We start from the raw sequence: 25,312 nt of genomic DNA on the forward strand, positions 1-25,312 counted from the left end.
ATGGATGAGATAAAAATATTTTCTCCCGCTACCGTAGCTAATGTTGCTTGTGGATTTGATGTCTTGGGGTTTTGTTTGGATACTGTTGGTGATGAAATGGTTGTTAGAAAAACTGCAAATAAAGGCATTTCCATCACTAAGATAGAAGGTTACGACCTACCCATGGAAACCAATAAAAATGTAGCTGGAGTTGCAGCAGCAGCTCTGTTAGAAAAAGTGGAGGTTGACTTTGGTTTTGAAATTGAAATCTATAAAAACATCAAGCCTGGAAGTGGTGTAGGAAGCAGCTCAGCTAGTGCATCGGGTGTGGTGTTTGCTATGAACGAACTCTTAGGAAGGCCATTTAATAAAACACAGTTGTCCTTCTTTGCCATGAAGGGAGAAGCGGTGGCAAGTGGCAGTGAACATGCCGACAATATTGCCCCCGGAATTTTTGGCGGCTTTACTTTGGTAAAGAGCACACATCCATTGGAAATTTTTGAATTACCTACACCCCATGACATGTATGCTACGATTGTTCACCCTCAGATAGAAATAAAAACTTCAGAGGCAAGAGCTATTTTACCTAAGGAAATAGTCCTACAAAATGCCATCACACAATGGGCAAACGTAGGCAGTTTAGTCCATGGCTTGCATATCTCTGATTATAACCTAATCAGTTCTGCTCTTAAGGATGTTGTGGTTGAACCGTTTCGTAAACAACTCATTCCCTATTTTGATAATGCAAAGAAAGCGGCATTGGAAGCAGGCGCTTTAGGTGTTGGTATTTCTGGTTCGGGACCTTCTATTTTCAGTTTAAACAAAGGCGAAGAAACGGCTCATAAAGTAGCTGCAGCCTTTAAGAATGTATATGACCAAACTGGTCTCGAATTTAATCTCTATGTATCACGAATTAATCCAAATGGAATAAAAATATTGTAAATGAACTACTATTCACTCAATCATAAAGCCCCTAAAACAAGCTTCAAGGATGCTGTTATAAAAGGATTGGCGCCAGATAAAGGACTTTATTTCCCAGAAAGTATATCACCCCTACCCGATTCATTTTTTGAAAGTCTTGATCAGCTTTCAGAAACAGAAATTGCTTTTGAGGCTATCAAACAATTTGCTACACCAGACATTCCAGAAGATGTTCTTAAGCAGATTATTGAAGAAACCTTATCATTTGAATTTCCGGTTGAAAAAATAACTGACCAGATTTCTTCATTGGAACTTTTTCATGGTCCAACCATGGCCTTTAAAGATGTGGGGGCACGTTTTATGGCTCGTTGTCTCGGGTATTTCAATCAATCAAATGATAAGGAAGTAACGGTACTAGTAGCTACTTCTGGTGATACTGGTGGAGCTGTGGCACATGGATTTTTGGGTGTAGAAGGCGTGAAAGTAGTGATTCTTTATCCCAGTGGAAAGGTGAGTGATATTCAAGAAAAACAATTAACAACCCTTAAAAAAAACATCACTGCCCTTGAAGTACATGGTACTTTTGATGATTGTCAAGCCATGGTTAAGCGTGCCTTTTTAGATGAAGAATTAACAAGTAAAAAGCAATTAACCTCTGCCAACTCAATTAATGTAGCCAGATGGTTGCCACAAATGTTTTATTTTATGTTCGCTTACAAAGCACTTTATAAAACTCATGAAAACCTGACTTTTGTGGTTCCTAGCGGAAATTTTGGAAATATTTGCGCTGGAATGATGACTCAAAAATTGGGTCTGCCTATCAAACATTTTGTAGCAGCCAATAATGCCAACAAAGTAGTAACCGATTACTTGGAAACTAAAAATTACAACCCAAAACCGTCTGTACAAACCATTAGCAATGCTATGGACGTGGGGGATCCTAGTAACTTTGTTCGTATACAAGAACTCCATAACAATAATTATGATACCCTTGCGAAGAATTTAACCGGGTTTAGCTACACAGATGATGAAACCATTGAAGGTATTAAAGAGCTTTATAACGAATATTCTTATGTAGCCGACCCACATGGTGCTGTTGGTTATTTAGCCTGTAAAGATTATTTGAAATCGCACCCAGATGCTCATTGTGTATTTTTAGAAACAGCTCATCCAACTAAGTTTTTAGATGTCGTAGAAGACACCATTAAAGAAAATATTGACCTACCTGAACAGATTTTAAAAGTGATGAGCAAGAAGAAGCGATCTATTGAGATTTCAACTTATGATGATTTGAAAGCATATTTGTTAGGATAGTTCTCTATACACCCCTTTCAAGGTTGGATCACTCGAACGAACAAAAGGACATGTTTCAGTGGGGTTCGAGTGATTTTTGAACAAAGAAAAATAAGATTGTTTCGAATACCTATTGTTTATCTGAAATAACCAGAGCGATATTAACTAGATCATGTTGTTATAGTCATCGAGGTTTTTTAAATTTCTTCGATTCTATTTGTTAAAATAAAATAGTATTTAGATATTTACCTAAATACCTAATTAAATGAATACTCTTTTCAAGGCATTAAATGATGAAACCCGGCGTGGTATATTGGAAATGTTGAAAGAAGGTGATATGAATGCAGGTGAAATTGCAGATCGATTCCACATATCAAAACCCAGTATTTCCCATCATCTAGATATTTTAAAACAAGCAGATCTCATTACAAGTGAAAAGAAAGGACAATTCATAACTTACTCCCTTAACACAACCATACTGGAAGATGTACTCAATTGGATACTAACCTTAAAAAAATAAAAACATGGCTTTTCAACTTAAAAAAGAACTACCACTGATAGGTATCATCCTACTCCCCTTTCTTTATTTGGCATACGTTTGGCCTGACTTACCACAGCGCGTACCCATGCATTATAATATTAAAGGAGAAATAGATCGCTATGGTGATAAATCTGAATTACTTATCATTCCTTTTATCATGCCGGTATTGATATATATTATCTTTCTTGTGGTTCCTAAAATTGATCCTAAAAACAAGCTTCAACAAATGGGTAATAAATTTCAAACCATTAAAGTTCTACTCACCACATTTATGTCGGTTTTGGCTTTATATATCATTTATAGTACTAAAAACGCTTCCCTCTCCAATCCTAATTACGTTTTATTGCTTATTGGTGTCTTATATGTGATTCTTGGAAACTACTTTAAAACCATAAAAGCGAATTATTTCATCGGGATTAAAACACCATGGACACTAGAAAATGAAACTGTTTGGAAAGACACCCATAAATTGGGAGGAAAACTCTGGTTTGCAGGCGGACTGCTAATTATTTTAGGTTGTCTAATTTTAAATCAAAAGACCAATTTCATCTTTTTTATGAGCATTACGGCCATCATAACCATTATTCCTATTGTATATTCGTATCAACGTTTTAAACAAATTTCTGAAGTTTAATAATCATGACAGAATTAACCTTAACTACCCCTGCACTTTTATTTTCAGCCATTTCTTTAATTATGTTAGCTTACACCAATCGGTTTTTGGCCTATGCTGCAGTGGTAAGAAGTTTGCATGCTACCTATTTGAAGGATCCAGACAAGCGTTATATTAAACAGATAGAAAACATTAAAAAACGATTGTACTTGACTAGATCCATGCAAATATTTGGTATTTCCAGTCTACTGTTATGTGTGTTGACCATGTTTTTAATTTACATAGAACTCCACAATTTAGCGGTTTGGATTTTTGGAGTTGCCCTTATTCTTTTAATTGTCTCTCTACTCTTATTAATTATCGAAATTCAAATTTCGGTAAAAGCGCTAGAGCATCACATTAGTGATATCGAGAATCATTAACTTTTGGGTTGATCTTCCAAAGTATTCATAAAAGCAATGATGTCATCCATTTCTTGCTCTGTTAGATTAAGTGGATCTGTAGGTAAAGTTTGATACTCCAACTCCATTCCCAATCCTGCACCTCCACCATCATTGTAAAAGGTCATAACTTGATCTAATGTTTCATATACACCATTATGCATATAAGGACCTGTTTTAGAAATATTTCTGATAGTGGGGGTTTTAAAGAAATGCTTCCTTTCCTCCGTTTGGAAGACATCATACCGACCCAAATCTGTATCCACCAAATTAGAAATGGTATCCTTAGGAACTCCCAGCAATTCGAATTCACTTTCTGTAAAATTAGGCGGGACTGTACCGTTAAAAACAGGAGCAAAATGGCAGGTAGCACATTTGGCCTTACCCATAAAAAGATTAAACCCTCTCACTTCAGAATCAGTTAAATTAGATTCCATACCATTAATGTTCTTGTCAAATTTGGAGCTGAAATCCCCAAGACTTCGTACGAAAACAGCTATGCTATTTCTCACATTGTTTTGAGTCACCCCTTTTTTATAGATACTTATGAATTGTTTGGTATAAATGGAATCATTAGAAACCATTGCTTCTAAATCCACTAAATTGGAGTGGAATTCATTATTGTTATTAACCACATCTACTATTTGACCCTCCAAATTTCCAGTCCTTCCATCATAGAAAAAACTCTGCTGCAATGCTGCATAAGGTAGGGTTGGCGTATTTCTTAATTGTTTGGGAAACACTTTTTTGCCATCAGTAAACGCCTTATCACTATGGTGGCAAGTGGCGCAACTCATCGTATTATCCTTAGATAATCTGGTGTCATTGAACAATTGTTTTCCTAACTGGGTTTTCAAAGCTTTTAAGGAATCAACTTCTTGATAATCTGAATAAAAATCTAAATTGAAGGTATTATTTGAAAACAAGGAAGTCATATCATTTTTAAAAGCCAATTCAAATGGAAATTGTACATCCCAATCCTTTTGAATCTCATAGAGTAATTCCAGTTGTTTATGTGAATGTTCCTTGATAAACTGAAATCTGTCAAAAGTATCGAAGTCTGAAGCTTGTAATTGTTCCATACTTGATTCAATCTCCATTTTAAACTGATTATACAACGCTACAGAAGTGAATTCAGATTGATATAGATTCATAATGTCATTTAAACTACCATAACACAAGACAGCTTCATCTAAAGATGCTTCCAAAACTGGAGAATCAAAACCTGTGATACCAGTTAAAGCAATTCTGGCAATTTCATCTCGAATCATCCATATAAGATGATAATCCTTCAACTTTAAGGAAACATTTGCTCGTATCAATTTTAAGCGGTCTTGAGTTTTATTTGCCACTTCCTGAAGATTTTTGATGTCTAAAGAATCCTCAAAAATCAATTCCTCTATAACCTGAAAACCAAAAGGTTTTTTGATTTTAATATCAGTCGCGTCTTCTTCTTCAACTTTTAAAATATTAGGCGCGTTTAAGGACTTGTAATTTTCCTTATCAGTAAACGCCAAAATAGGCTCTATACGCTTAAAATGGGTTCGAGATTGTTTATAGTGTTTTAAAAATTGCTCTTGAGTACTAGCTTTTTTGAAATTTTCCAACGAAGCTATACAGCTGTCTAATTGATTTTTGTACTTACTCTGAAGCTGTTCTGCTACTGGTACCTGTCTGATTTCCTCTTTCTTTTTACAACCCACTATTATAACGAGGAAAAGACACACCCAAATAAGGTGTGCCTTTTTTATCTTAACCTGGAAAGTGTTCATTATCTATCCAATCCTTCTAGAATGTACAACATACTTCCTTCCTTTCTACTATCAGCAGCAGGATTGGCATTAGGATCTGTAAAAGCTGAACCGTCTGCTGGTTCCCAACCATGATTTTGGGTCATCATTAAGAAAGTATCTTCCTTTCCTACAATATCTGAAATATCAATCATTCCAGTAATTTCCCAAATACTATCAACAGTACCGTAACCTTGAGCTTGAGCCGCCACTTGGTCACACTCTAAAACAACTTTCATTGTACCTGTATTTAAATCATATTGGTATAGTCTAGCAAAGTGAGTTTTATCAGCTGTATCAAAATAACCGTTTGGATCTTCTTGAATGTAAGCGAAATTTTCAGTTACAACAATGTTATCAGGACTTGAAAAATCTTTTGCTATTCCGTCTAATTTATCTCCATCCAATACGCAAGTAATGGTACCGGCACCTGTAGGATCGTTAGGGTTTAAATTAACTTTGTAAACTCGACCATAAACAGAACCTTTACCAATTAAGTCTGGTTTTTGACGTCCAGTTACGCAGAAATAAATTTCTCTATTGTTGGCAGCAGAACCTCTTCTCCAATCGATATCTTCCAATCTAGAAAAACCGATAACTCCTTTATTTTTACATTCGGCATCCAAAAGATCTTTTTGAGTTTCTTCCAACTCAACAAAATCTATCGCATAAGTCTGCCCCTCTTCCATATCCATTTCAAAATTAACATTGGCATCTGTTACTCTCAAACCGTACAATTGTCCGCCGCTAAGATCTCCTGTGTTACCAACATACATTCCCAATTGACCAGAAGGAACTGTATTATCAGAATGATCATCACCAATAAAAACTACTGTTTTACCAGGATATGCATCTTTACCTATAGCAACAGCATTTTCAGTATCCCATTGTCCCATATTATTTAACATGGTGGCCACTGAAGCACTGGATGCATCTTTATATGGATCTGTTGCAAAAACACCTTGAGAGGATCCGCCCCATTCACCTCCAGATAAATATAATGGTCCGAAACCATGTTCTTCTGGAGTAATCATAGAACCTGAGCATTGTGCTGTAGCTGCAGTAGCTTGTGCATTTAAAATATATTCTCCTGCAACTGGTTTAAAGGTTTCGTCTAGAGTAATACGAGCGATAGAATAATCGGCTTCAATATTATTGATTAGGGTAAATGTATTATCTGAATTTCTTAATAATCCAGCTCCATCAGCCATGGAACCATAAACAAAATTTGGTGTGTTTACCAATTGATCTTCAGAAGACAATAAGGTATATACATTAATTCCAGAAAACTCTGGTGCCACATCCAATAATGCTGGAGATTGTGAGTGGGCCTGTAATTGTACCAAATTAGTAGGTTCTGGGTTTGCAGTTGGGGTGTTGTCATCGTCATTGTTACAAGCTCCCAAAGCTAAAAGACCGAAAAGGCCTAAAGAAATTTTGTAGTAATTGTTCATCTTTGTTGATTAATTTTTAAATGATGAAGCAAAACAACAACAACAATGTAAAGTCCTACTAAAGGAAATATTAAATAAAATTCAAGCTTAGGTTAAGACTGTTAATTTAAAGTTATGTAAGAAATTTTTTAATCTAACTTAGGTAATACAAAATCATCGAGAGCACTCGATTCCTTCATTAAGGCTTCAATTTCTGCAGATGATCTTGGTGCTTCTCCCGAAAGGTTAACAGGACCATTCTCTGTAATAAGAATATCGTCTTCAATTCTTACAGCAATTCCCCACCATTTTTCATCACAAGGACTTCCATCTGGTATATAGATACCGGGTTCTACTGTAATAACCATATTAGCTTCAAAATTACCGTAGGTTCCTGGATCATGTACATCAAGGCCTAAATAATGGCTACTTCCATGTGGGTAATAGGAATGAACTTCATCTATGGAACTAATAATACCTAGCTTTAATAAGCCTTCATTCACTACTTGACGTGTAGCAATATTAGGCGACTGAAAACTAGCTCCAACCACAGATGCCTCTATTCCCGCTTCCTGAGCCTCATAAACAATATCATAAATGGCTTTTTGTTCTTTACTGAACTTTCCATTTGCCGGAATTGTTCTGGTCACATCAGCACTATAGCCATGGTATTCGGCACCTAAATCCATTAATACCAATTCATTTTCAACATGCATTTTACTGTTTTCTATGTAATGTAATACACACCCATTGTTTCCAGCACCTACAATGCTTGGGTAGCCTTCATACTCACTGCCATATTTTTTATAAACATACTCATGAATGCCTTGAACTTCAAGCTCAGACATTCCTGGATGCATCGCCTTCATAACCTCCCGTTGTCCCATGGAGGAGATTCTCACAGCTTTGGTTAACAACGTTAATTCTTCTGCAGTCTTAATTTGTCTCAATTGGGCCATAAGTGTTGATAAACCTCTCACATCAATATTGCTTTGGTTTTCTGCCTCAATTTTGATGACTTGCTGTTTTAACTCTCTTCTCAGTTCATCATTATCTGATGCCGCATATTTAGATATAATTTGATCCTCTTTTAAATCGGGATAATATTCTAACACCTTACCTAAAGTTTGGGCCACATTGGCACTGTTTTCAATCTCGGTAGATTTAATCATTTGATAAGCCCGTTCCTGTATTTGAGAAGAAGGTTTGAAAGTTTCAAAATTGATTTGGGATTTGAATGATTGAACCAAATCATGAAGGTCCGCCTTATTTCTAGAAGAATTTCTGTAATCATCATTGAAATTCTCAAACATGATCTTGTCAAATTTCGAAAAATCAATATTGTTTTCTAGAAATTCCTTGCCATTATAAGCATTTTCTATGCCTAATTGATTTTTTGCTCCTTCAATACCTAATCGATGACCTGTCCACATCTCGGCCATAGGGTTTTTCTCCTGCACATACATTAATTCGTTAAAGGTATTCCCTTCCTTGTCAGTTTGATCTGTTGAAAAGACAACTAAAACAGCATGTGGTTCTTTGTATCCTGTTAAATAATAAAAATTGGGATCCTGATGGTAAACATAGTCTACATCATTAGCTCGATTTCTTACGGGATTTGCAAAAAAGACAGCCACACTATTTTCAGGCATTGAGGCCCTTAAAGCTTCGCGTCTATTTCTGTGAAACTCTTTACTTAAATAATCTGTTGGCAAATCTGTTTGCGCAACTATTTCTGAAAAAATAAAAATGGAAAAAATACTTAAAATAAAGGTTTTCATATAACTAAATATTAGAGGATTATCTAAAATACATAAATCTTTGAAAGACCTACTATATCGTCATTAAAATTAACATTTAAATGATAGAGGAACCCTTTATGCCCCCTTATTTCCGTTATATTTTCTTTACATTTGTGCTTTTAAAAACAAACTAATGAAAAACACAGCACTATATGATACCCACGTGGCTTTAGGTGCCAAAATGGTTCCTTTTGCAGGATATAATATGCCCGTTCAATATGAAGGTGTCAACATAGAACATGAAACCGTAAGAAAAGGAGTTGGCGTATTTGACGTGTCCCACATGGGTGAATTTTTAATTGAAGGCCCCAATGCATTGGAACTAATTCAAAAAGTTAGCACCAATGATGCTTCAAAACTTACTATTGGAAAAGCGCAATATAGTTGTATGCCTAATGATAATGGTGGAATCGTTGATGACTTAATTATTTATCGAATTAAGGAAGAGACCTATTTGTTGGTTGTAAATGCAAGCAATATTGAAAAAGATTGGAACTGGATTTCATCAAAAAATGATGTAGGTGCTGAAATGAGAAATCTTAGTGATGACTATTCACTATTGGCAATTCAAGGCCCTAAAGCTGTTGAAGCTATGCAATCTTTAAGTAGTCATGATTTATCGGCTATTACTTTCTATAATTTTATTGTTGGTGATTTTGCTGGTATTGAACATGTAATCATCTCTGCAACTGGTTATACAGGAAGTGGTGGTTTTGAAATTTATTGTAAAAACAGTGAGGTAAAACAAGTATGGGATAAAGTTATGGAGGCTGGTTCAAGCTTTGGAATAAAACCTATTGGATTGGCTGCTAGAGATACTTTAAGATTGGAAATGGGATATTGTCTATATGGAAATGACATTGATGATTCAACCTCTCCTATTGAAGCTGGTTTGGGCTGGATTACAAAATTCACCAAGGATTTTACTAATAGTGAAGCCTTAAAAGCTGAGAAAGAAGCTGGTCCAAAAAGAAAATTAATTGCTTTCGAATTGGATGAAAGAGGAATTCCAAGACATGATTATTCTATTGTTGATGAACAAGGAAATGACATTGGCCATGTAACCTCAGGTACCATGGCACCAAGTCTAGGAAAAGGAATTGGTTTGGGATATGTAGTTACAGAACAAGCTTCCCTTGGCAATAAGATTTTTATTCAAATTAGAAAAAATGCAGTTCCGGCAAGTATTGTAAAATTGCCGTTTTACAAGGGATAATATGCCAAGAAATAAATAAAATCACTGCTCTTTCGTTTTAAGGTAATCATCATGAAAGTCAGTGATTTTTTTTGTTTAAGATTCTGTATTAAAAAAAGTATAAATGCCAAAATCGGACAAACATAGAATACTTATTTTTGGAGCAAGTGGCTTTTTAGGCAACTCGCTTTATAAAGAGCTATGTCCCTATTTTAACACTTTTGGTACTTATAAAACTTCAAAGCATGAGTTTGAAAAAAACAAGCACTTTTTTCAATATGATATAGAAGAAGATGATGTTTTTGAAATCTTAAATGCGGTCAAACCTACCCTTATCATTTCAGCATTACGAGGTGATTTTTCTGCTCAAACCATAGCTCATTCACACATGCTTGAATATATAAAGGATAAGAAAATCAAGTTTATTTTCTTGTCTTCTGCCAATGTATTTGATGCGTATAGTAAATACCCTAGCTATGAAAACGATAAAACCTTAAGCCATAGTGTTTATGGTCATTTTAAGATTAAAATTGAAAACATGCTCATGCGATTACCAAAAAAACAAATAGTAATCGCCAGATTACCAATGGTTTTTGGTTCCCACTCTCCTAGAATCTCAGAATTAAGGCAGGCATTTAAAGAAGTGGAATCTATTGAAGTGTTTCCAAATTTAATCATGAATGTCACCACCGATTCCAAATTAACACAGCAAATTCATTATATCATCAATAGAAATAAATCTGGAGTTTTTCACTTAGGAAGTAATGATCTTGTTCACCATGATGATTTTATCAAAGAAATTTTAAATTCTTTGGGTAGTATGAACCCTGTTTTAAAACGTGTTTATACAACAAATGACGATAGATACTTAGCTGTCCTTCCCCAAGAAAACCTATTACCCAAACACTTACAATTATATAGTCATGAAATTTTAAAAGAGTTAGAGGTTTGATTGAAATTCCTTACCTTTAAAAGAAACTAAAACCTTTAATCATGACTAAACTATCAGACCAAGAAATTGAAGCTAAATTATTAAGATTTCCAGATTGGGAGTATTACGAGAATGCCATTCATGTTGAGTTTGAATTCGACAATTTTAAAGATTGTTTCAGTGCCATGAGTCGGATAGCCTTTGAATGTGAAGCTTTAAATCATCATCCCAACTGGGCTAATGTTTACAATATTTTGACCATTTCTCTTTCTACACATGATGTTGATGGTGTTACTGAAAAGGACTTTAAATTGGCTGAAGCCATAGAAACCATTGTTGAAGTTCAAGAATAAGCACTTATAAAAAATAAGTTTCATTTATTTTTATATTTTAGTCCTGCCTCAAATTTAACAAGCATTGAAATATTTTTATCTTGGATGTTTTCTTCTTTTGAACTACTTGGCAGTAGCTCAATCTAACACCCTATTTAACAGTCAACTCAAATCCCTTCATAATATCTATAAAGAACTTCACTTTGCTGGTAAACCAGTAGATGATTCTTTATCGGTTGGGGTTTATCATTTATTTATCAATAATTTAGATGAAGAACAAAATTTACTTCGAATTGATGACTTCAAAACTTTTTCAAGTGATTCTCTTAACATCGATAATTATTTAGAAGCAAGTAATAGTGATTTCATTGATAAATATGTTGATATTTTAACAAGCCGCATTGAGGAAACAAAAGACTATATTGCTTCACTATCTAAAGTAAAACTTGAATATACAGGAAAGGACACCATCCATTATTCAAGTCATAAAAAGCACTATTACAAGCAAAACAAAAAGGCATCGGAACTTTATTGGAACAAGATTATTAAGTATGAAGTTATTAAGACCATAATAGAAGAAGATAGTACACTTCAACTGATTCAGTCAAATTTTGCCAAAAAAGAAGAAGGCATTAAAAATGTTGTTATTGAGAAGGAACTATGCAAGTTGAATGAAATTATTAACCAAAAAGGGGGAGTTGAATCTTTTGTAAAGGAGTGCTTTCTTAAAGCCTACTGCGCGTATCAAGATCCACATTCTACCTATTTTAACAATGCTGAGCGTGATTTGTTTCATCATTACTTGGGAACAAATCAACTTACCTACGGAATCCTTCCATCAAAGAATAAAGATAATGATTTGGTAGTTGAGCAAATCATTCCAGGAAGTAGTGCTTTTAAAAATGGAGAAATTGAAGAAGATGATGTCATAAAAAGTATCACCTCAGGGCAGATGACTTTAGAAACCTATTGCATTTCCATTAATGAAGTAGATAAATTCCTAAATGATGATTCACATAAAGTGGCCACCTTTAAAATTAAAAAAAGGGACGGAACCATTAAGGAAGTTAAATTAGCCAAAACCATTATGAAATCTGATGATAATTCCATCACGGGTTTTGTTTTAAAGTCAGATGAGGAAGCATTCGGTTACATTAAAATACCTAGTTTTTATACTGATTTTGATTCGCCACGAGGCATTGGACTTTCGCAGGACTTTTCAAAAGAATTATACAAACTGCAAAAGGAAAATATTAAAGGTCTCATTATTGATCTAAGATTCAATGGTGGAGGCTCCATTCATGAAGCCACTAATCTCTCGGGAATGTTTATAGACAAAGGGCCAATAGCCATTGAAAGTGATAGATATTCCAATCAATTTACTATAAGAGACCCTAATAGAGGTTCCTTATTTACAAAGCCCGTGGTAATAATGATTAATGAATCCAGTGCTTCGGCCTCCGAATTTTTCTCTGGGGCAATGCAAGATTACAACCGAGCCCTGATTGTTGGATCAAACTCTTTTGGCAAGGGAACAGCGCAAGTCATTCTGCCATTAGATACGTTAGATTTAACCCAAGGCTATACTAAAATTACTTTCGAAAAATTCTACAGGGCAACAGGAAAAGGGGTTCAACAAAAAGGAATTGCCCCAGATATTCAACTGCCCTCTTTGTATGAAAACTTTAATATGGACGAGAAATCAAATGATTTCAGTATTCCTAATGATGATATTACCCCAACCCTAGCACTGAGACCACTTAAAAAATTACCCATTGAACATCTTATCGGGTTAAGTAAAAATCGCGTTGAACATTCAGAAGATTTCAAGAAGATTAAAGAATTGAATCAAGTGCTTCTCAGGGAAATTATCAATAAGAATAAGACTTATGCCCTTACGATTGATAATGTTTTTGAGGATATTGAACAATTAAACAATCTCTACAAGTCGTTCCAAGATATGGATACAACTGATGTTGAACTAGAAGTTGAAAATACCAAATCAACCATTGAAGTTTTGCAGTATAGTGAAGACATGCAACTCATCAATGAAGACATAATGAATAATATATCTCATGATATTTATATAAGCGAATCATTTAACATCTTAAAAGACTTAATCAACAAACTAAACTAACATGAAAAACAACTTAAAATTTGCCTTGACATTACTCCTAATGTTTGAGGTTTTTAATGCTTCATCACAAAGCTTTAAAACTGCCGTGTCCTACCTAGATTTTGTAGGTAAAGAACAAGAGGGTATTACAAAAAACATGTGGAAGTACACGCAAGCTATAGCTCATAGAGGTGAACGTGCTGTAGGAAATCGAAGAAAAATTTTAATCAAATCAGTAGAAAGCTCCATTGAAAAAATTGACAAGGCTGAAGGCTATAATGGTGATGAATTTAAAAACCAGGTACTGGAGCACCTCAGATTTAATGAAAGTCTTTTAAAGAATGATTATGCTAAAATAATCGACATGAAGGCTATTGCAGAACAATCCTACGATGCCATGGAAGCCTTTATTATGGCTCAAGAAATGGCTGATCAAAAAATGAAGGAATCCCAAGAACTTTATGAAACACATTTTTATGCCTTTGCTAACAAAAACAATGTAAACATCATTGAAGACGAATCAGACCTGAGCAAAAAAATGGCTATATCTGGTCAGGTATTCAAACATTACAATACTTTATATCTCATTTTTTTCAAGGTTTACATGAATGAAGTTTATTTAATGAATTCCCTTGGTAATAATGACATTAACGGTATGCAACAAAATGCCAACGCTTTAAGTCAAAGTGCCCGTGAAGGATTGGAACAATTAAATTCAGTAGAACTTTACAATAATGACGATTCTATTGTTAAGGCTACCAAAAAAGCTTTTGAATTTTACATAGATGAAGCAGAGAATAAAATCCCTAAAATGGTTGAATTTTTGGTGCTAAATCAAGATTTTGAAACCATCAAAAATAATATTGAAAAAACACCAGAAAAGAAAAGAACCAAAGAACAAATTGATGCCTATAATGATAAAGTAAAGGCATTAAATAAGGGAGGGAAAGAGTATAATCAGCTAAATGCAGAGTTAAACAACGAGCGTAGTCATGTTATTGAGAATCTAAATAATTCAAACAATGCATTTTTGGCTAAGCAAATTCCTAATGACTAATTAGTTTTTTCATAATTTTGTTACTTTAAAATTTAAACGCGTTAATTAATGGGAAGAGCTTTTGAATTCAGGAAAGCAAGAAAAATGAAACGTTGGGCCGCAATGAGTAAGGCCTTCACACGTATCGGTAAGGATATTGTAATGGCAGTAAAGGAAGGTGGACCCGACCCTGATGGCAATTCCAGATTGCGAGCTGTTATACAAAATGCCAAGGCAGTCAATATGCCTAAAGACAATATTGAACGTGCTATTAAAAGAGCATCAGACAAAAGCCAAGGAGATTATAAGGAAGTACTTTTTGAAGGTTATGCACCACACGGGATTGCCGTTTTGGTGGAAACAGCCACAGATAATAATACTAGAACTGTAGCCAACATTAGAAGTTATTTCAATAAATGTGACGGTAGTTTAGGCACCTCTGGTTCGGTATCATTTATGTTTGACCATACATGTAATTTCAGGATTAACGCTGAAGGCTTGGATGCTGAGGAATTGGAACTTGAACTAATTGACTTTGGTGCTGAAGAGGTTTTTGTTGATGACGATGGAATTTTAATATATGCCCCCTTTGAAAGTTTTGGAGCTATTCAATCGGAATTGGAAGGTCGTGGTATTGAAATTCTATCCTCTGGCTTCGAAAGAATTCCGCAGGTTACAAAACAATTGACTCCTGAACAAATGGAAGATGTAGAAAAACTTTTGGAGAAAATTGAAGAAGATGATGACGTACAAAATGTCTACCATACCATGGAAGAAAGTGCTGAAGAATAAGCACAAAACGTTAAAAATATATAAAGACCTGAACTTTTCGTTCAGGTTTTTTTTATTTTAACAGTAACAAAATCAATTGGTTTTTCGTCTTTTAACAAAAAACGTCTATGACATTTACTACCATCAAGTCCCTTCTTATTTATTTTATTCTATTGTTTGGAGCCACTTCATTCGCTCAAAGCATTTCTGGGAAAGTCTTATCTGATAAAGAAGAGCCCATTTCTTATGCCACCGTACAAATTGGTGAACACTTTGGGGTTATTACCAATGAAGAAGGCAGCTTCTCGATCAATACCTCAGGCTTTGAACCTACAGACTCTGTAAAAATTTCTTGTATGGGTTATGAGAAAATAGGCATGCTATTAAATGAATTTGAATCACAAGACTATCATTTGATTGAAAAAGTTAATGAACTTTCTGAAGTTTATTTAACCAATAGGATGCTCACTTTAGACTCCATATTATATTACATGGATAAAAATTTGGACAAGAACTATAAAACCAAAATGGTTAATTATAATCTGTTTAGAAGGACCACCCAATATATTCAGGGTAAAAATGTCAATTTAGAAATAGATAAATCCACTGGATTTAAGAAAAAACAACTTGAAGCCTTTAATAAAGAGTTTCAAGAATTAGGTAATTCCTTATTGAACAACAGGTCCAAACAATACACAGAATTTGTGGCTGATTTAAGTGTTTTAGATGAGAAAAACTCTAAAATGACTATTGACAAAGCCATGAGATTATTGGATGAAAGAAATGATCAAACCATTGAAAGATTGGCAGAAAGAGGGAAAGATATTGTCACCAAACATTTAGACACCAATAAAGTCTACACGGTTAAAACAGGATGGTTTAAAATTTCAGATTCAGTCAAATTAGGAGAAAGTAGTAGAGAAAACAATAAAATGGAAGACACTATTAATTCGGTAGGTTTAATCAGAAAATTAACCTATGAAATGCTCAAAGAGCATAACTTCAAAAGTGGTTCCATATTTAATTTTGTAACAGATCAAAGGAAATATGATTATGAGTTAAAGGGTATTTCGTTTCTAGATTCCGAATTGGTTTATGTGGTAGATTTTAAACCAAGAAGAGGATCTGCTGATTTTGAAGGAACCCTTTACATTTCCAATCAAACATTTGCCGTTTTAAAAACGGATTACAAATATTTTAAAGGACGCGTTGGCGAGAAACTCAATATGAAATTCCTTTTAGGAATTAAATATGCTGAAAACGGAAAATCGGGATCAGTTATTTATAAAAAAGGTCCAGACAATTATTATTATCCCAAATTTATAACCGAAGAAATTGACCGATATTTTTACATTGATAGGCCTTTTAAGTTCAAAGAAAATGACGGAAACAATAAAGTTTCATTTGAATTCTTGGTTGAAGGGACCTTTAAAGAACGAAATGAATTATTAATCATGGGCACTAAGGACATTACTAATAGCGACTATGAGGCCATAAAGGAGAAAAAGGATATTGATTATGAAACACCTAAACAATATGATCCCAATTTCTGGAAGGATTACAATGTACTTCAACCATTACAGGAAATGAAAGATTTTAAAGTTGATGAAACCTATACCCCATAAAAGGAAAAAGCTACCCAAAAAGGTAGCTTTCTTTTTAGGGACTTACTAGTTTACTTTATGTTTCATTCACTATGGAAACAATATTACAAATACCATGCCTGTAACGACCTATGAGTACTTAGGCACCTTCCCTTTTACATCTTTAAAAAAGTCTTTCATGAATTGAAAGTCAGCTTCTTTATCATTTGTTGGATAAAATGGTTCCGAAATTTTGTTTTGTTTTTTACCAAAATCTAGCGTAAACATAATAATGGGAACCTTGGCTGCTTTGGCTATATAATAGAAACCTGTACGCCACTCTTCTACTTTTTTTCTAGTGCCTTCAGGTGCCAAAGCCAATCGAAACTCTTCTTTTTCCTGAAATATTTTAGCAATAGCTTCTACCTTATTTTCTTTATTTCCTCTGTCAATGGGAGCACCCCCTACTCGCTTAAGATACCAACCTAATGGACCTACAAACAATTCCTTTTTGGCTATAAAGTTTGCTTTAATACCTAAAATCTTCCTAAGGAGGATCCCGATATAAAAATCATGCCAACTGGTATGTGGAACCGCGATTAATACAGCCTTTTTAATATCATGCTTAGACATATTGGTGTTGCCAACAATTTTCCATCCTAAAAGCCGGAAGTAAATAAATTTAGCTAACCACCGCATCTTACATTTTTTCGTAAAGTTCTCTTAACTTTTCTCGGGTAATCGTTTTATTCCATGATTTCCCTAAAGCATTTTCCCATAACGGAACCATACCAAGCGATACATCAATCATGATATCAAATTCTTTATCTGTTAAGTTTTTACATAAACCTTGAGGTAAATCAACACCATGAAAGTCTTTCATTTCTTTGAAGAGTTTGACGCCTTCTGGGTAAAATTCTTCCAAATGGTCAAATACAATACAATTACCTACTCCATGTTTTGTTCCTAGAAGAAACCCTAACCCATAACTCATGGCATGAGCCACCCCTACTTGTGAATAGGCTATACTCATACCTCCGTGCCAGGAGGCCATCATCAATTTGTCTTGAATGTCCTCTTCGGATAATGAATTTTCCAAGAATATTTCTTTACAAAGATCAAATGCTTTTTCACCATAACTTTGACTAAAAGCGTTTAAATAAGTACCATTTAAGGATTCGATACAATGGATGTAACAATCCATTCCTGTGTAAAACCATTGATTTTTTGGAACATCTTTAGTAAGCTCAGGATCTAAAACGACTTGATCAAACGGTGTATAATCACTATTTATTCCTAGTTTTTTATCAGGTCCTGTTAATACCGTTGTTCTCGAAACCTCTGCTCCAGTTCCTGAAATAGTTGGGATACCAACGTGATAAAGCGCCGGATTTTTAACCAAATCCCAGCCTTGATAATCCTTAGACTCACCATCATTAGTTAACATGATAGCTACAGCCTTGGCCAGATCCATAATGGTTCCTCCTCCTATTCCTATAATTCCCGAAGGTCTTTCTTTGAATTGGAGAATGATTTCTTCTACCAATTCATCTACTTGAGATGTCTTAGGTTCTTCGTCAGAAGATATGTAGTAAATTTTATCTTCGTATGCCAAAGGAATTCTCCCCGTTATCCAGGAGTTTCCTTGAAATACGTCATCGATTAAATAAATAAAAGGTGCATGGGCATTGAGTCTTTTTGGCATTAACACATCTTGCAATTGATTAAAGCTGCCACGACCAAAAACCACTTTGGACACCATTGGGAAATTTTTAAAATTCATTTATTGAATCATCAATTTGTTTGGTTCTTTAATAAAGGTAGCAAATCCAATAAACTTCCTATTGTTAAATAAGACTTGCCATTTGTTTCACTTTCATGGACTTCCTCGTGCGCCCAAGTTGTATGAAAAGGCACGTGAACTGCCTTTGCTTTAATATTGATTAACGGTAAAACATCTGATTTTAGTGAATTGCCTACCATTAAAAATTCGGAAGGGTCAATATCCAAATGCCCCAAAAGTTTTGAGTAATTAGACTCTTGTTTATCACTAACCACTTCAATATGATGAAAATAATTGGTCAAACCTGATTTTTCTAACTTCCTCTCTTGATCTAGCAAATCTCCTTTGGTGACCAGTATCAGTCGGTATTGCTTAGATAAACTTTTTAAAACCTCTTCTACACCAGGTAACAGTTCAACCGGTTTATTAAGCATATCTTTCCCAATATCTAAAATTTTAGAAATAGTCTGATTTGAAACTTGGTTGTTAGACAACTCCAAAGCCATTTCAACCATAGAAAGCACAAAACCTTTTATGCCATACCCATATAACGGAAGATTTTTCATCTCCATCATAAAAAGCTCCTGATCGATCTTATTCATGGTTTCATACGGAGAAAGCAATTGGGCAAAGGCTTCTTCTGCCTCCCTAAAATAAGTTTCGTTTACCCATAAGGTATCATCGGCGTCAAATCCAATAACTTTTATGTTACTGTAATCTATTTCCAAAGTTTCTTCGCTTTTTCAAGATCCTCAGGGGTATCAATTTCAACTCCCAAAACATCTGTTTCTACCATTTTTATTTTCTTACCATACTCCAAATATCTGATACATTCTATCTTTTCGGAGGCTTCCAAAGGCAACATGGGCAGTCTGTAAAAATCCATCAATGCCTCTTTTCTAAAAGCATAGACGCCTTTGTGTTTAAAATACTTAACAGCAACCTCTTTATCTCTAGGATATGGAATAGGACTCCTTGAAAAGTACAAAGCAAACCCACTTTGATCGGTAATGACTTTAACGGTATTAGGATTATTGATTTCTTCCCAATCGGTGATATGAACTTTTAAAGAAGCCAAATCAACCTCCCGATTGGCATCATTTTTAAAGACTTCTATCAATTTACTTAAAGAGGCTACTTCAGTAAAAGGTTCATCTCCTTGAACATTAACCACAATATCTACATCCATATTTTCAACAGCCTCAGCAATGCGGTCACTTCCACATTCATGTTCCTTTTGGCTCATAATGGCTTTTCCTCCTTGTTTAACAATGTCATTGTAAATGATGTCACTATCGGTAACCACATAAACATCATCAAACAATTGAGTATTAACGGTAGCCTCATAAGTTCTGAAAATAACAGACTTACCACCTAAATCTTGCATTAATTTACCAGGAAATCTGGAAGCACTGTATCGTGCTGGTATCATTGAGATTATCTTCATAAAGGAGGAAAATTCAGATTCAAAAATACTATTTTTTACGACAATTGTATGGTCACCCTTTCTTAATCTTTCGATAAAATCGAATGATAATGAAAAGAACAAATATGGTTAGTAATATGCCTATGATAGGTATAAAAACTGACACAATAGATAATGTCGCGGCAGCGCCTGTTTCAACCGTCGAAACAATAGGATTTCCTATACCAACCGTTGTTGCCGTGGAAACTGCTCTCGTAGCAGAAGTACTGCTGGATATTGCCGCGGCAGTTCCCCCACCCGCTATAATAGCCAAAGACCAAGTAAAAAGGGGATCTAAGTCAACTAAAGTAGAAACCATGACAGCTGTTCCTGCTATGGCAGCTAATGGAACGGCAATGGTATCTAAAAGGTTATCGATAAAAGGGATATAATAGGCAAAGACTTCAAATAACATGGCTACGCCAAAGGTGATCAACGCTGGTATGCTTGCTAACCATTGCCATTTTTCATTGACATCTAAAACATCAAAATAGGCTGCTAAACTTAATACAAACAGTGGTAAAAACACCCTAAATCCCACGGACGCGGCCAAACCTATTCCTAGAAAAATACTTATGAGCGTTTCAGAATTTATCATACTTTAAAAAAGTCATCTTTGAAACCAATAAGATACAACTTTTCTTTGGCTCGAGTGACTGCTGTATACAACCAACGTAAATAATCTTTAGAAATACCATCGGGTAAATAAGGTTGCTCTACAAACACCGTATGCCATTGCCCTCCCTGGGATTTATGGCACGTCATAGCATATGAAAACTTAACTTGAAGCGCATTGAAATGCTTATTGTTCTTGATTTTTAGAAACTTCCGGTAATTACTTGTTTCATTTTGGTAATCTTTCATGACTTCTTGATAAAGCCTGTTATTATCATCATAGGATAACGATGGGGTTTCAGAAGTGATGGTATCCAATAAAAGAACCGTTTCAAATGGTTTCATTTTAGGATAATCGACCATTTTAATTTTTACCTCTGCGAAACGAAATCCATAAAGTTCTTCGATTTTAAAAATCTCCAAAACCTCAATAATGTCACCATTGGCAATAAATCCTGCTTCGGTTGTGGGTTTAATCCAAAAGTAGTTGTTCTTGACTACCATCAAATAATCACCGGCAGTCAACTCATTTTCATTAAATAGAATCCTATTTCTAATTTGTTGATTATATAAATTAGCACGCTTGTTACTACGCACTACTATAGCCGTTTCCTCATATCCCAAATTACTGTAGGATTCATTTATGGCATCCATAATTTCATAACCATCAACCAACCGTACAATATCCTTAAAACCATTTAAATCAAACTTAAAGTCGTCAGTAGCTCCATCATTCAATTGCTCTCTAAGATTTGTTGCATTAAAGAGTATTCCTGAGTCGCTTTCTTGCCTTACGACTTCATCCAACTCAATATTTTTTACCTCCTTATTGTAATTTAGATTTAGGACGTTTGGATTCAATGCCGGACTCATATCTAATTTAACTGGAGGCAATTGGGCAGTGTCTCCAACCAACATCAGTTTGCAATTAAAACCCGAATAAACATATTGCATCAAATCATCGAGAAGTGAGCCATTTTCAAAAAATTTTGATTCTCCAGGAGTATCAGGAATCATTGATGCCTCATCTACAATAAAAATGGTGTTTTTATGCTTATTAGGTTGTAACACAAACTTAACCCCGCCACCTTTTTCTTTTTTGGGGAAATAAATCTTTTTATGAATTGTAAAGGCCTCCTTTCCTGAGTAATTGGAAATCACTTTGGCCGCTCTACCTGTTGGAGCCAAAAGGACGGCACTTTTTTTAGCCTTCCATAAATTGGAGACCAGAGTTCCAATAATAGTTGTTTTACCGGTTCCCGCATATCCCTTCATTAAGTACAGACTTTTAGCATCTGTAGAAAAAATAAATTCTGATAATTGCAATAAAACGACCTCTTGTTTTTTTGTAGGAGTAAATGGAAATTGCTGTTTTATAAGTGTATAGAATTCTGAGGCGTTCATAGAGTCCGTTATCATTTTAATTCTCTCCAAATATAGAAAGGATTTTTAGCCCCTTGGGTTTTCACCATTAAAAAAAAATTGTAGATTTGCCTAAGACCTAATTTAATTTTAATATACACACTATGCTTACCATTATCATTGTGATTGTTGCTGTTATCTTACTGACCATAGGTTTAGTATGGCTTATAGACAAATTTATACCAGCAAAAGTAAAACCTATTTTAACGTTGGTTTTATGGGTGTTAATTATCTATCTAGGATATTTGACATTCAATTCTGTTTATGAACCTATTAAATTCAATCAAGAAAAGAACAAGCGTTATGCTAAAGTGATTGAAAAATTAATCGATATTAGAGACGCTCAGCTAGCTCACCGTGAGATTACTGGTAAATTTGCAGGTGATTTTAACGAATTAATTAGTTTTATTGATACTTCTAAGTTTGTGATCACTCAAAGAAGAGATACAACTGTTGTTGATGAAGAGTTGACAAGAAGATATGGTGGTGTTGAGACATTAAAGGAAATTACTTTAATCGATACTTTAGGATACGTACCAGTAAAAGATTCGTTATTTAAAGATTCTGATCGTTACAAAAGAATGATGAACGTTCCTGGAACAGATGCTAAATTTGAAATGCAAGCTGGCTTGTTAGAGCAAGGAACTTCTAAAATCCCTGTATTTGAAGCAAGCGTTAAGAAAAGCGTCATATTAGCTGATCAAAATAAAGACTTAGTGGCACAAGAAAATGAAGTTGTGTCTGTAGATGGTGTTAACGGAAATGCCTTAAAAGTAGGATCTATGGATGAGGTCAAAACCATTGGAAACTGGCCAAAAAACTATGGGGCTAACGAATAAGACCAAACATAACTTAACTAATCAAGATTTGTCCATTCAAATAAGTTTGAATGGACTTTCTTTTTGTATTCTAAACAATGTTTCAAATACCATTACCTATTTAAAACATTTTGAATATGAGAAACGCTTTTCCCCTTTTCAAATATTAGAGAAACTGGAACAAATCTTTGATTCTGAAGAAGTTTTAAAAATGGACTTCATGAATATCAAAGCTATTTTTGTAAATGATCTTTCCACTTTAGTTCCTGCCTCTTTATTTGATGAAAATAACCTAGCGGACTATTTAAAGTTTAATTCAAAAATTTTAAAGTCAGATTATATTGCTTATGACCATTTAAGTGTCAATGATAGCTACAATGTTTATGTACCCTATGTAAATATCACCAATTTTCTATTTGAAAAATTTGGGGATTTCTCATACACTCATTTTTCAACTATTCTTCTAGAACATGTTTTAAAAAAGGAGAAGAATACCATGGAACCTAAGGTCTATATTCATGTGGGGAGGTCTCATTTTGAAATTATAGCTATGGACCATCAAGGTTTAAAATTGTATAATTCCTATGACTATCACTCCAAGGAAGATTTCATTTATTACATTCTATTTGCTTTAGAACAATTAGACCTCAATCCCGAAAAGATTCAATTATACGTCATTGGAAGGATTAAAAAAGATGATGACCTATACCAGATGGTTTTTAAATATGTAAGGCATGTAGATTTTCCAGACCCTCCAATAAATCATCGGTTTGGAGAAGGTGTAACTGCTTCCAACCATTCCAATTTTGTTTTAACAAATAGTTTTTAATGCGCATTATATCTGGACAATTCAAAGGAAGAAAAATTGTAGCTCCCAAAAAGCTCCCTGTAAGACCAACTACTGATATGGCCAAGGAGTCCTTATTCAACATCTTAAATAATTATTATTATTTTGATGAGATTTCTGTTTTGGATTTGTTTTCAGGAACAGGAAATATCAGCTATGAATTCGCTTCTAGAGGCACGGAAAACATCACAGCAATAGATGGAGACTTTGGATGTGTAAGATTCATTAAACAAACAGCAGAACAATTTAAAATGCCCATTGAAGCCATTAAAGCTGATGTCTTCAAATATTTAGAAAATGCAAGAGGCCAATATACCGTCATATTTGCAGATCCACCTTATAATTTACCCATTGAAGAGTTTTCAAAAATTCCTACTTACATATTTGAAAAGGACTTATTAGAAAAAGAGGGGCTTTTGATTGTAGAACATTCCAAACATACTAGCCTGGATGATATAGACTATTTTTCATTTAAAAAATCTTATGGGGGCAACACTTTTAGCTTTTTTGAATGGCCAAAAGCCGAATAGATAAATTATAACATTTTTTTATCGATTCTTAATAGGACTTCTCACCTACTTTTTTTGTATTTTTAGATTTAATAAGCTAAATATCAATCATTATGAAAAGAATTAAAAGTATTTTGGTAGTCCTATCCGTGTGCTTTTTCACGCTATCTGGGTATACCCAATCAGAAAAAGACAAAAAAGTAATTAAAGATGCCGATGAGGCGGTTTCAGAATTATTGAAATACAACCCAAGTCTTAGGACCTATTTTGACAAGGCTGCCGGTTGCGTTATTTTTCCAAATGTTGGGAAAGGAGGTTTAATTATTGGCGGCGCCTCTGGAAATGGTGTGGTTTATTCCTACGGACAAAAAATAGGTATGGCCAGTTTAAAGGAACTTAATGTTGGTTTCCAAGCAGGTGGACAGGCATTAATAGAAGTTATCTTTTTTGAAAAAAAGGAAGATTTAGAGAAATTTAAAGAAGGTAATTTTGAATTTGATGCTGGTATCTCTGCCACGGCTCTAAAATCAAGTGTTTCTCTTGATGCCAAATATACTGATGGTGTGGCTGTATTTACCCACACTAAAGGTGGTCTGATGGCGGAAGTCTCTGTAGGAGGTCAAAAATTTAAATATGAACCCTTTTAAAAGGTAACTGAATAAAATATAAAACGAGCGTTGATACAACGCTCGTTTTTAGTTTCAAGCAAATCTGTAAGCCGAATTCTGTCACATATCATAAGAAATCTTATGAAAGTGCCTTATCATTTATCTGAATCTATTGTTACCAATAAACTTTAGCTGCCTACCCTCCAACATTGAACGTGCCGCCCTCAAACGATGGTATACATGGCATTGCACCACATAGAGTTTACCTGATTTCACTACAGCATGACCTGTACATTCTTTCTGTTGCACTTTTCCTAACCTCTCGGCCGGTGGCTATTAACCACTATGTTTGCACTACGGTGTTCGGACTTTCCTCCCAGAAAACTGAGCGATAAGGCGATTTACTTGCGGCAAAAGTACATAAATTGTTAATAACTAAAAGTAAATTTAAAAGACACATTGAGGAAAT

At 34.6% G+C, this 25,312-nt stretch carries 25 protein-coding genes and 1 other RNA gene; 16 read left to right on the plus strand and 10 right to left on the minus strand.

Going from position 1 to position 25,312, the window contains the following annotated elements; all coding sequences use genetic code 11:
* The 5 genes from LOK78_RS10565 to LOK78_RS10585 all read left to right on the plus strand — a co-directional run bounded on the left by LOK78_RS10565 (window position 1) and on the right by LOK78_RS10585 (window position 3,769).
* Window positions 1-921 carry a homoserine kinase gene (locus tag LOK78_RS10565; RefSeq protein ID WP_232634875.1) on the plus strand — a complete coding sequence of 307 codons (921 nt, stop codon included), beginning with the start codon at window positions 1-3 and terminating at the stop codon, window positions 919-921.
* On the plus strand, window positions 922-2,214 hold the full coding sequence (gene thrC / locus LOK78_RS10570) for a threonine synthase (RefSeq protein ID WP_232634876.1): 1,293 nt from the start codon (window positions 922-924) through the stop codon (window positions 2,212-2,214).
* Between the two features lie 244 nt (window positions 2,215-2,458).
* On the plus strand, window positions 2,459-2,713 hold the full coding sequence (locus tag LOK78_RS10575) for an autorepressor SdpR family transcription factor (protein WP_166958245.1): 255 nt from the start codon (window positions 2,459-2,461) through the stop codon (window positions 2,711-2,713).
* Window positions 2,714-2,717: 4 nt separating this feature from the next.
* Window positions 2,718-3,368, plus strand: a complete 651-nt coding sequence (locus LOK78_RS10580) for an SdpI family protein (protein WP_232634877.1) — start codon at window positions 2,718-2,720, stop codon at window positions 3,366-3,368.
* A gap of 5 nt (window positions 3,369-3,373) precedes the next feature.
* On the plus strand, window positions 3,374-3,769 hold the full coding sequence (locus LOK78_RS10585; protein WP_053969725.1) for a DUF2721 domain-containing protein: 396 nt from the start codon (window positions 3,374-3,376) through the stop codon (window positions 3,767-3,769).
* Here the strand turns inward: LOK78_RS10585 and LOK78_RS10590 are convergent.
* From LOK78_RS10590 to LOK78_RS10600, 3 genes are all read right to left on the minus strand, one after another.
* The gene (locus LOK78_RS10590) at window positions 3,766-5,559 is read right to left on the minus strand and encodes a cytochrome-c peroxidase (protein WP_232634878.1); all 1,794 of its coding nucleotides are present in this window, start codon (window positions 5,557-5,559) and stop codon (window positions 3,766-3,768) included. The genes LOK78_RS10585 and LOK78_RS10590 overlap by 4 nt on opposite strands.
* Entirely contained in the window at window positions 5,559-7,031 is a 1,473-nt protein-coding gene (locus LOK78_RS10595) for an alkaline phosphatase PhoX (RefSeq protein ID WP_232634879.1), read from the minus strand. Before LOK78_RS10595 ends, LOK78_RS10590 begins: the two co-directional genes overlap by 1 nt.
* A 128-nt stretch (window positions 7,032-7,159) precedes the next feature.
* Window positions 7,160-8,791 (minus strand): aminopeptidase P N-terminal domain-containing protein, encoded by a 1,632-nt coding sequence (locus LOK78_RS10600; RefSeq protein WP_232634880.1) that lies wholly within the window; start codon window positions 8,789-8,791, stop codon window positions 7,160-7,162.
* Window positions 8,792-8,945: 154 nt separating this feature from the next.
* Here LOK78_RS10600 and gcvT point away from each other — a divergent pair, with 154 nt between their 5' ends.
* The 7 genes from gcvT to LOK78_RS10635 all read left to right on the plus strand — a co-directional run bounded on the left by gcvT (window position 8,946) and on the right by LOK78_RS10635 (window position 16,818).
* Window positions 8,946-10,028, plus strand: a complete 1,083-nt coding sequence (gene gcvT, locus LOK78_RS10605) for a glycine cleavage system aminomethyltransferase GcvT (protein ID WP_232634881.1) — start codon at window positions 8,946-8,948, stop codon at window positions 10,026-10,028.
* Window positions 10,029-10,131: 103 nt separating this feature from the next.
* On the plus strand, window positions 10,132-10,959 hold the full coding sequence (locus tag LOK78_RS10610) for a sugar nucleotide-binding protein (RefSeq protein WP_232634882.1): 828 nt from the start codon (window positions 10,132-10,134) through the stop codon (window positions 10,957-10,959).
* A gap of 41 nt (window positions 10,960-11,000) precedes the next feature.
* Window positions 11,001-11,291 carry a 4a-hydroxytetrahydrobiopterin dehydratase gene (locus tag LOK78_RS10615; protein WP_053969719.1) on the plus strand — a complete coding sequence of 97 codons (291 nt, stop codon included), beginning with the start codon at window positions 11,001-11,003 and terminating at the stop codon, window positions 11,289-11,291.
* A 64-nt stretch (window positions 11,292-11,355) separates the two neighbouring features.
* Window positions 11,356-13,407, plus strand: a complete 2,052-nt coding sequence (locus tag LOK78_RS10620) for a carboxy terminal-processing peptidase (protein ID WP_232634883.1) — start codon at window positions 11,356-11,358, stop codon at window positions 13,405-13,407.
* A 1-nt stretch (window position 13,408) separates the two neighbouring features.
* Window positions 13,409-14,443 (plus strand): LIC11966 family surface protein, encoded by a 1,035-nt coding sequence (locus tag LOK78_RS10625; protein ID WP_232634884.1) that lies wholly within the window; start codon window positions 13,409-13,411, stop codon window positions 14,441-14,443.
* 48 nt (window positions 14,444-14,491) lie between these two features.
* The gene (locus tag LOK78_RS10630) at window positions 14,492-15,214 is read left to right on the plus strand and encodes a YebC/PmpR family DNA-binding transcriptional regulator (RefSeq protein WP_053969716.1); all 723 of its coding nucleotides are present in this window, start codon (window positions 14,492-14,494) and stop codon (window positions 15,212-15,214) included.
* 107 nt (window positions 15,215-15,321) lie between these two features.
* A complete protein-coding gene (locus LOK78_RS10635) occupies window positions 15,322-16,818 on the plus strand; it encodes a carboxypeptidase-like regulatory domain-containing protein (RefSeq protein WP_232634885.1) in 1,497 nt (498 codons plus the stop codon).
* Between the two features lie 108 nt (window positions 16,819-16,926).
* Here the strand turns inward: LOK78_RS10635 and LOK78_RS10640 are convergent, their stop codons facing one another.
* The 6 genes from LOK78_RS10640 to LOK78_RS10665 are packed head-to-tail and all read right to left on the minus strand — an operon-like array spanning window position 16,927 to window position 22,043.
* Complete coding sequence (locus LOK78_RS10640) at window positions 16,927-17,475, minus strand: 1-acyl-sn-glycerol-3-phosphate acyltransferase (RefSeq protein ID WP_232634886.1); 549 nt, start codon at window positions 17,473-17,475, stop codon at window positions 16,927-16,929.
* A gap of 1 nt (window position 17,476) precedes the next feature.
* Window positions 17,477-18,559: an iron-containing alcohol dehydrogenase family protein gene (locus LOK78_RS10645; RefSeq protein ID WP_053969713.1), complete on the minus strand. Its 1,083-nt coding sequence runs from the start codon at window positions 18,557-18,559 to the stop codon at window positions 17,477-17,479.
* A gap of 11 nt (window positions 18,560-18,570) precedes the next feature.
* Window positions 18,571-19,287 (minus strand): HAD family hydrolase, encoded by a 717-nt coding sequence (locus tag LOK78_RS10650; RefSeq protein WP_166958219.1) that lies wholly within the window; start codon window positions 19,285-19,287, stop codon window positions 18,571-18,573.
* On the minus strand, window positions 19,278-20,006 hold the full coding sequence (gene kdsB / locus LOK78_RS10655) for a 3-deoxy-manno-octulosonate cytidylyltransferase (RefSeq protein WP_232634887.1): 729 nt from the start codon (window positions 20,004-20,006) through the stop codon (window positions 19,278-19,280). The genes LOK78_RS10650 and kdsB overlap by 10 nt, the downstream gene beginning before the upstream one ends.
* A 52-nt stretch (window positions 20,007-20,058) precedes the next feature.
* The gene (locus LOK78_RS10660) at window positions 20,059-20,619 is read right to left on the minus strand and encodes a DUF4126 domain-containing protein (RefSeq protein WP_232634905.1); all 561 of its coding nucleotides are present in this window, start codon (window positions 20,617-20,619) and stop codon (window positions 20,059-20,061) included.
* Complete coding sequence (locus LOK78_RS10665) at window positions 20,619-22,043, minus strand: ATP-dependent DNA helicase (RefSeq protein WP_166958215.1); 1,425 nt, start codon at window positions 22,041-22,043, stop codon at window positions 20,619-20,621. The genes LOK78_RS10660 and LOK78_RS10665 overlap by 1 nt, the downstream gene beginning before the upstream one ends.
* A 122-nt stretch (window positions 22,044-22,165) precedes the next feature.
* On the opposite strand from LOK78_RS10665, the gene LOK78_RS10670 reads away from it, so the two are divergent.
* The 4 genes from LOK78_RS10670 to LOK78_RS10685 all read left to right on the plus strand — a co-directional run bounded on the left by LOK78_RS10670 (window position 22,166) and on the right by LOK78_RS10685 (window position 24,882).
* Entirely contained in the window at window positions 22,166-22,900 is a 735-nt protein-coding gene (locus tag LOK78_RS10670) for a hypothetical protein (protein WP_166958213.1), read from the plus strand.
* Window positions 22,884-23,708 carry a DUF3822 family protein gene (locus tag LOK78_RS10675; protein ID WP_232634888.1) on the plus strand — a complete coding sequence of 275 codons (825 nt, stop codon included), beginning with the start codon at window positions 22,884-22,886 and terminating at the stop codon, window positions 23,706-23,708. Before LOK78_RS10670 ends, LOK78_RS10675 begins: the two co-directional genes overlap by 17 nt.
* On the plus strand, window positions 23,708-24,256 hold the full coding sequence (locus tag LOK78_RS10680; protein WP_232634889.1) for an RsmD family RNA methyltransferase: 549 nt from the start codon (window positions 23,708-23,710) through the stop codon (window positions 24,254-24,256). Before LOK78_RS10675 ends, LOK78_RS10680 begins: the two co-directional genes overlap by 1 nt.
* Before the next feature lie 92 nt (window positions 24,257-24,348).
* Window positions 24,349-24,882 carry a lipid-binding SYLF domain-containing protein gene (locus LOK78_RS10685; protein WP_166958207.1) on the plus strand — a complete coding sequence of 178 codons (534 nt, stop codon included), beginning with the start codon at window positions 24,349-24,351 and terminating at the stop codon, window positions 24,880-24,882.
* Window positions 24,883-24,933: 51 nt separating this feature from the next.
* On the opposite strand, the gene rnpB is transcribed toward LOK78_RS10685, so the two are convergent.
* Window positions 24,934-25,251, minus strand: an RNA gene (rnpB, locus tag LOK78_RS10690) — RNase P RNA component class A.
* Window positions 25,252-25,312: the final 61 nt, after the last annotated feature.

This window comes from Mangrovimonas futianensis, assembly GCF_021245805.1.
In the GTDB taxonomy this organism is placed as follows: Bacteria; Bacteroidota; Bacteroidia; order Flavobacteriales; family Flavobacteriaceae; genus Mangrovimonas; species Mangrovimonas futianensis.

Bases quoted from the DNA above. Each gene is read 5' to 3' on its own strand.
- LOK78_RS10615 (WP_053969719.1), top strand. From the start codon at position 11,001: ATGACTAAACTATCAGACCAAGAAATTGAAGCTAAATTATTAAGATTT.
- LOK78_RS10565 (WP_232634875.1), top strand. From the start codon at position 1: ATGGATGAGATAAAAATATTTTCTCCCGCTACCGTAGCTAATGTTGCT.
- LOK78_RS10645 (WP_053969713.1), bottom strand. From the start codon at position 18,559: ATGAATTTTAAAAATTTCCCAATGGTGTCCAAAGTGGTTTTTGGTCGT.
- LOK78_RS10675 (WP_232634888.1), top strand. From the start codon at position 22,884: ATGGGGCTAACGAATAAGACCAAACATAACTTAACTAATCAAGATTTG.
- LOK78_RS10580 (WP_232634877.1), top strand. From the start codon at position 2,718: ATGGCTTTTCAACTTAAAAAAGAACTACCACTGATAGGTATCATCCTA.
- LOK78_RS10585 (WP_053969725.1), top strand. From the start codon at position 3,374: ATGACAGAATTAACCTTAACTACCCCTGCACTTTTATTTTCAGCCATT.
- LOK78_RS10595 (WP_232634879.1), bottom strand. From the start codon at position 7,031: ATGAACAATTACTACAAAATTTCTTTAGGCCTTTTCGGTCTTTTAGCT.
- LOK78_RS10625 (WP_232634884.1), top strand. From the start codon at position 13,409: ATGAAAAACAACTTAAAATTTGCCTTGACATTACTCCTAATGTTTGAG.
- LOK78_RS10610 (WP_232634882.1), top strand. From the start codon at position 10,132: ATGCCAAAATCGGACAAACATAGAATACTTATTTTTGGAGCAAGTGGC.
- gcvT (WP_232634881.1), top strand. From the start codon at position 8,946: ATGAAAAACACAGCACTATATGATACCCACGTGGCTTTAGGTGCCAAA.
- LOK78_RS10600 (WP_232634880.1), bottom strand. From the start codon at position 8,791: ATGAAAACCTTTATTTTAAGTATTTTTTCCATTTTTATTTTTTCAGAA.
- LOK78_RS10575 (WP_166958245.1), top strand. From the start codon at position 2,459: ATGAATACTCTTTTCAAGGCATTAAATGATGAAACCCGGCGTGGTATA.
- kdsB (WP_232634887.1), bottom strand. From the start codon at position 20,006: ATGAAGATAATCTCAATGATACCAGCACGATACAGTGCTTCCAGATTT.
- LOK78_RS10680 (WP_232634889.1), top strand. From the start codon at position 23,708: ATGCGCATTATATCTGGACAATTCAAAGGAAGAAAAATTGTAGCTCCC.
- LOK78_RS10670 (WP_166958213.1), top strand. From the start codon at position 22,166: ATGCTTACCATTATCATTGTGATTGTTGCTGTTATCTTACTGACCATA.
- thrC (WP_232634876.1), top strand. From the start codon at position 922: ATGAACTACTATTCACTCAATCATAAAGCCCCTAAAACAAGCTTCAAG.
- LOK78_RS10640 (WP_232634886.1), bottom strand. From the start codon at position 17,475: ATGCGGTGGTTAGCTAAATTTATTTACTTCCGGCTTTTAGGATGGAAA.
- LOK78_RS10665 (WP_166958215.1), bottom strand. From the start codon at position 22,043: ATGAACGCCTCAGAATTCTATACACTTATAAAACAGCAATTTCCATTT.
- LOK78_RS10590 (WP_232634878.1), bottom strand. From the start codon at position 5,559: ATGAACACTTTCCAGGTTAAGATAAAAAAGGCACACCTTATTTGGGTG.
- LOK78_RS10635 (WP_232634885.1), top strand. From the start codon at position 15,322: ATGACATTTACTACCATCAAGTCCCTTCTTATTTATTTTATTCTATTG.
- LOK78_RS10630 (WP_053969716.1), top strand. From the start codon at position 14,492: ATGGGAAGAGCTTTTGAATTCAGGAAAGCAAGAAAAATGAAACGTTGG.
- LOK78_RS10685 (WP_166958207.1), top strand. From the start codon at position 24,349: ATGAAAAGAATTAAAAGTATTTTGGTAGTCCTATCCGTGTGCTTTTTC.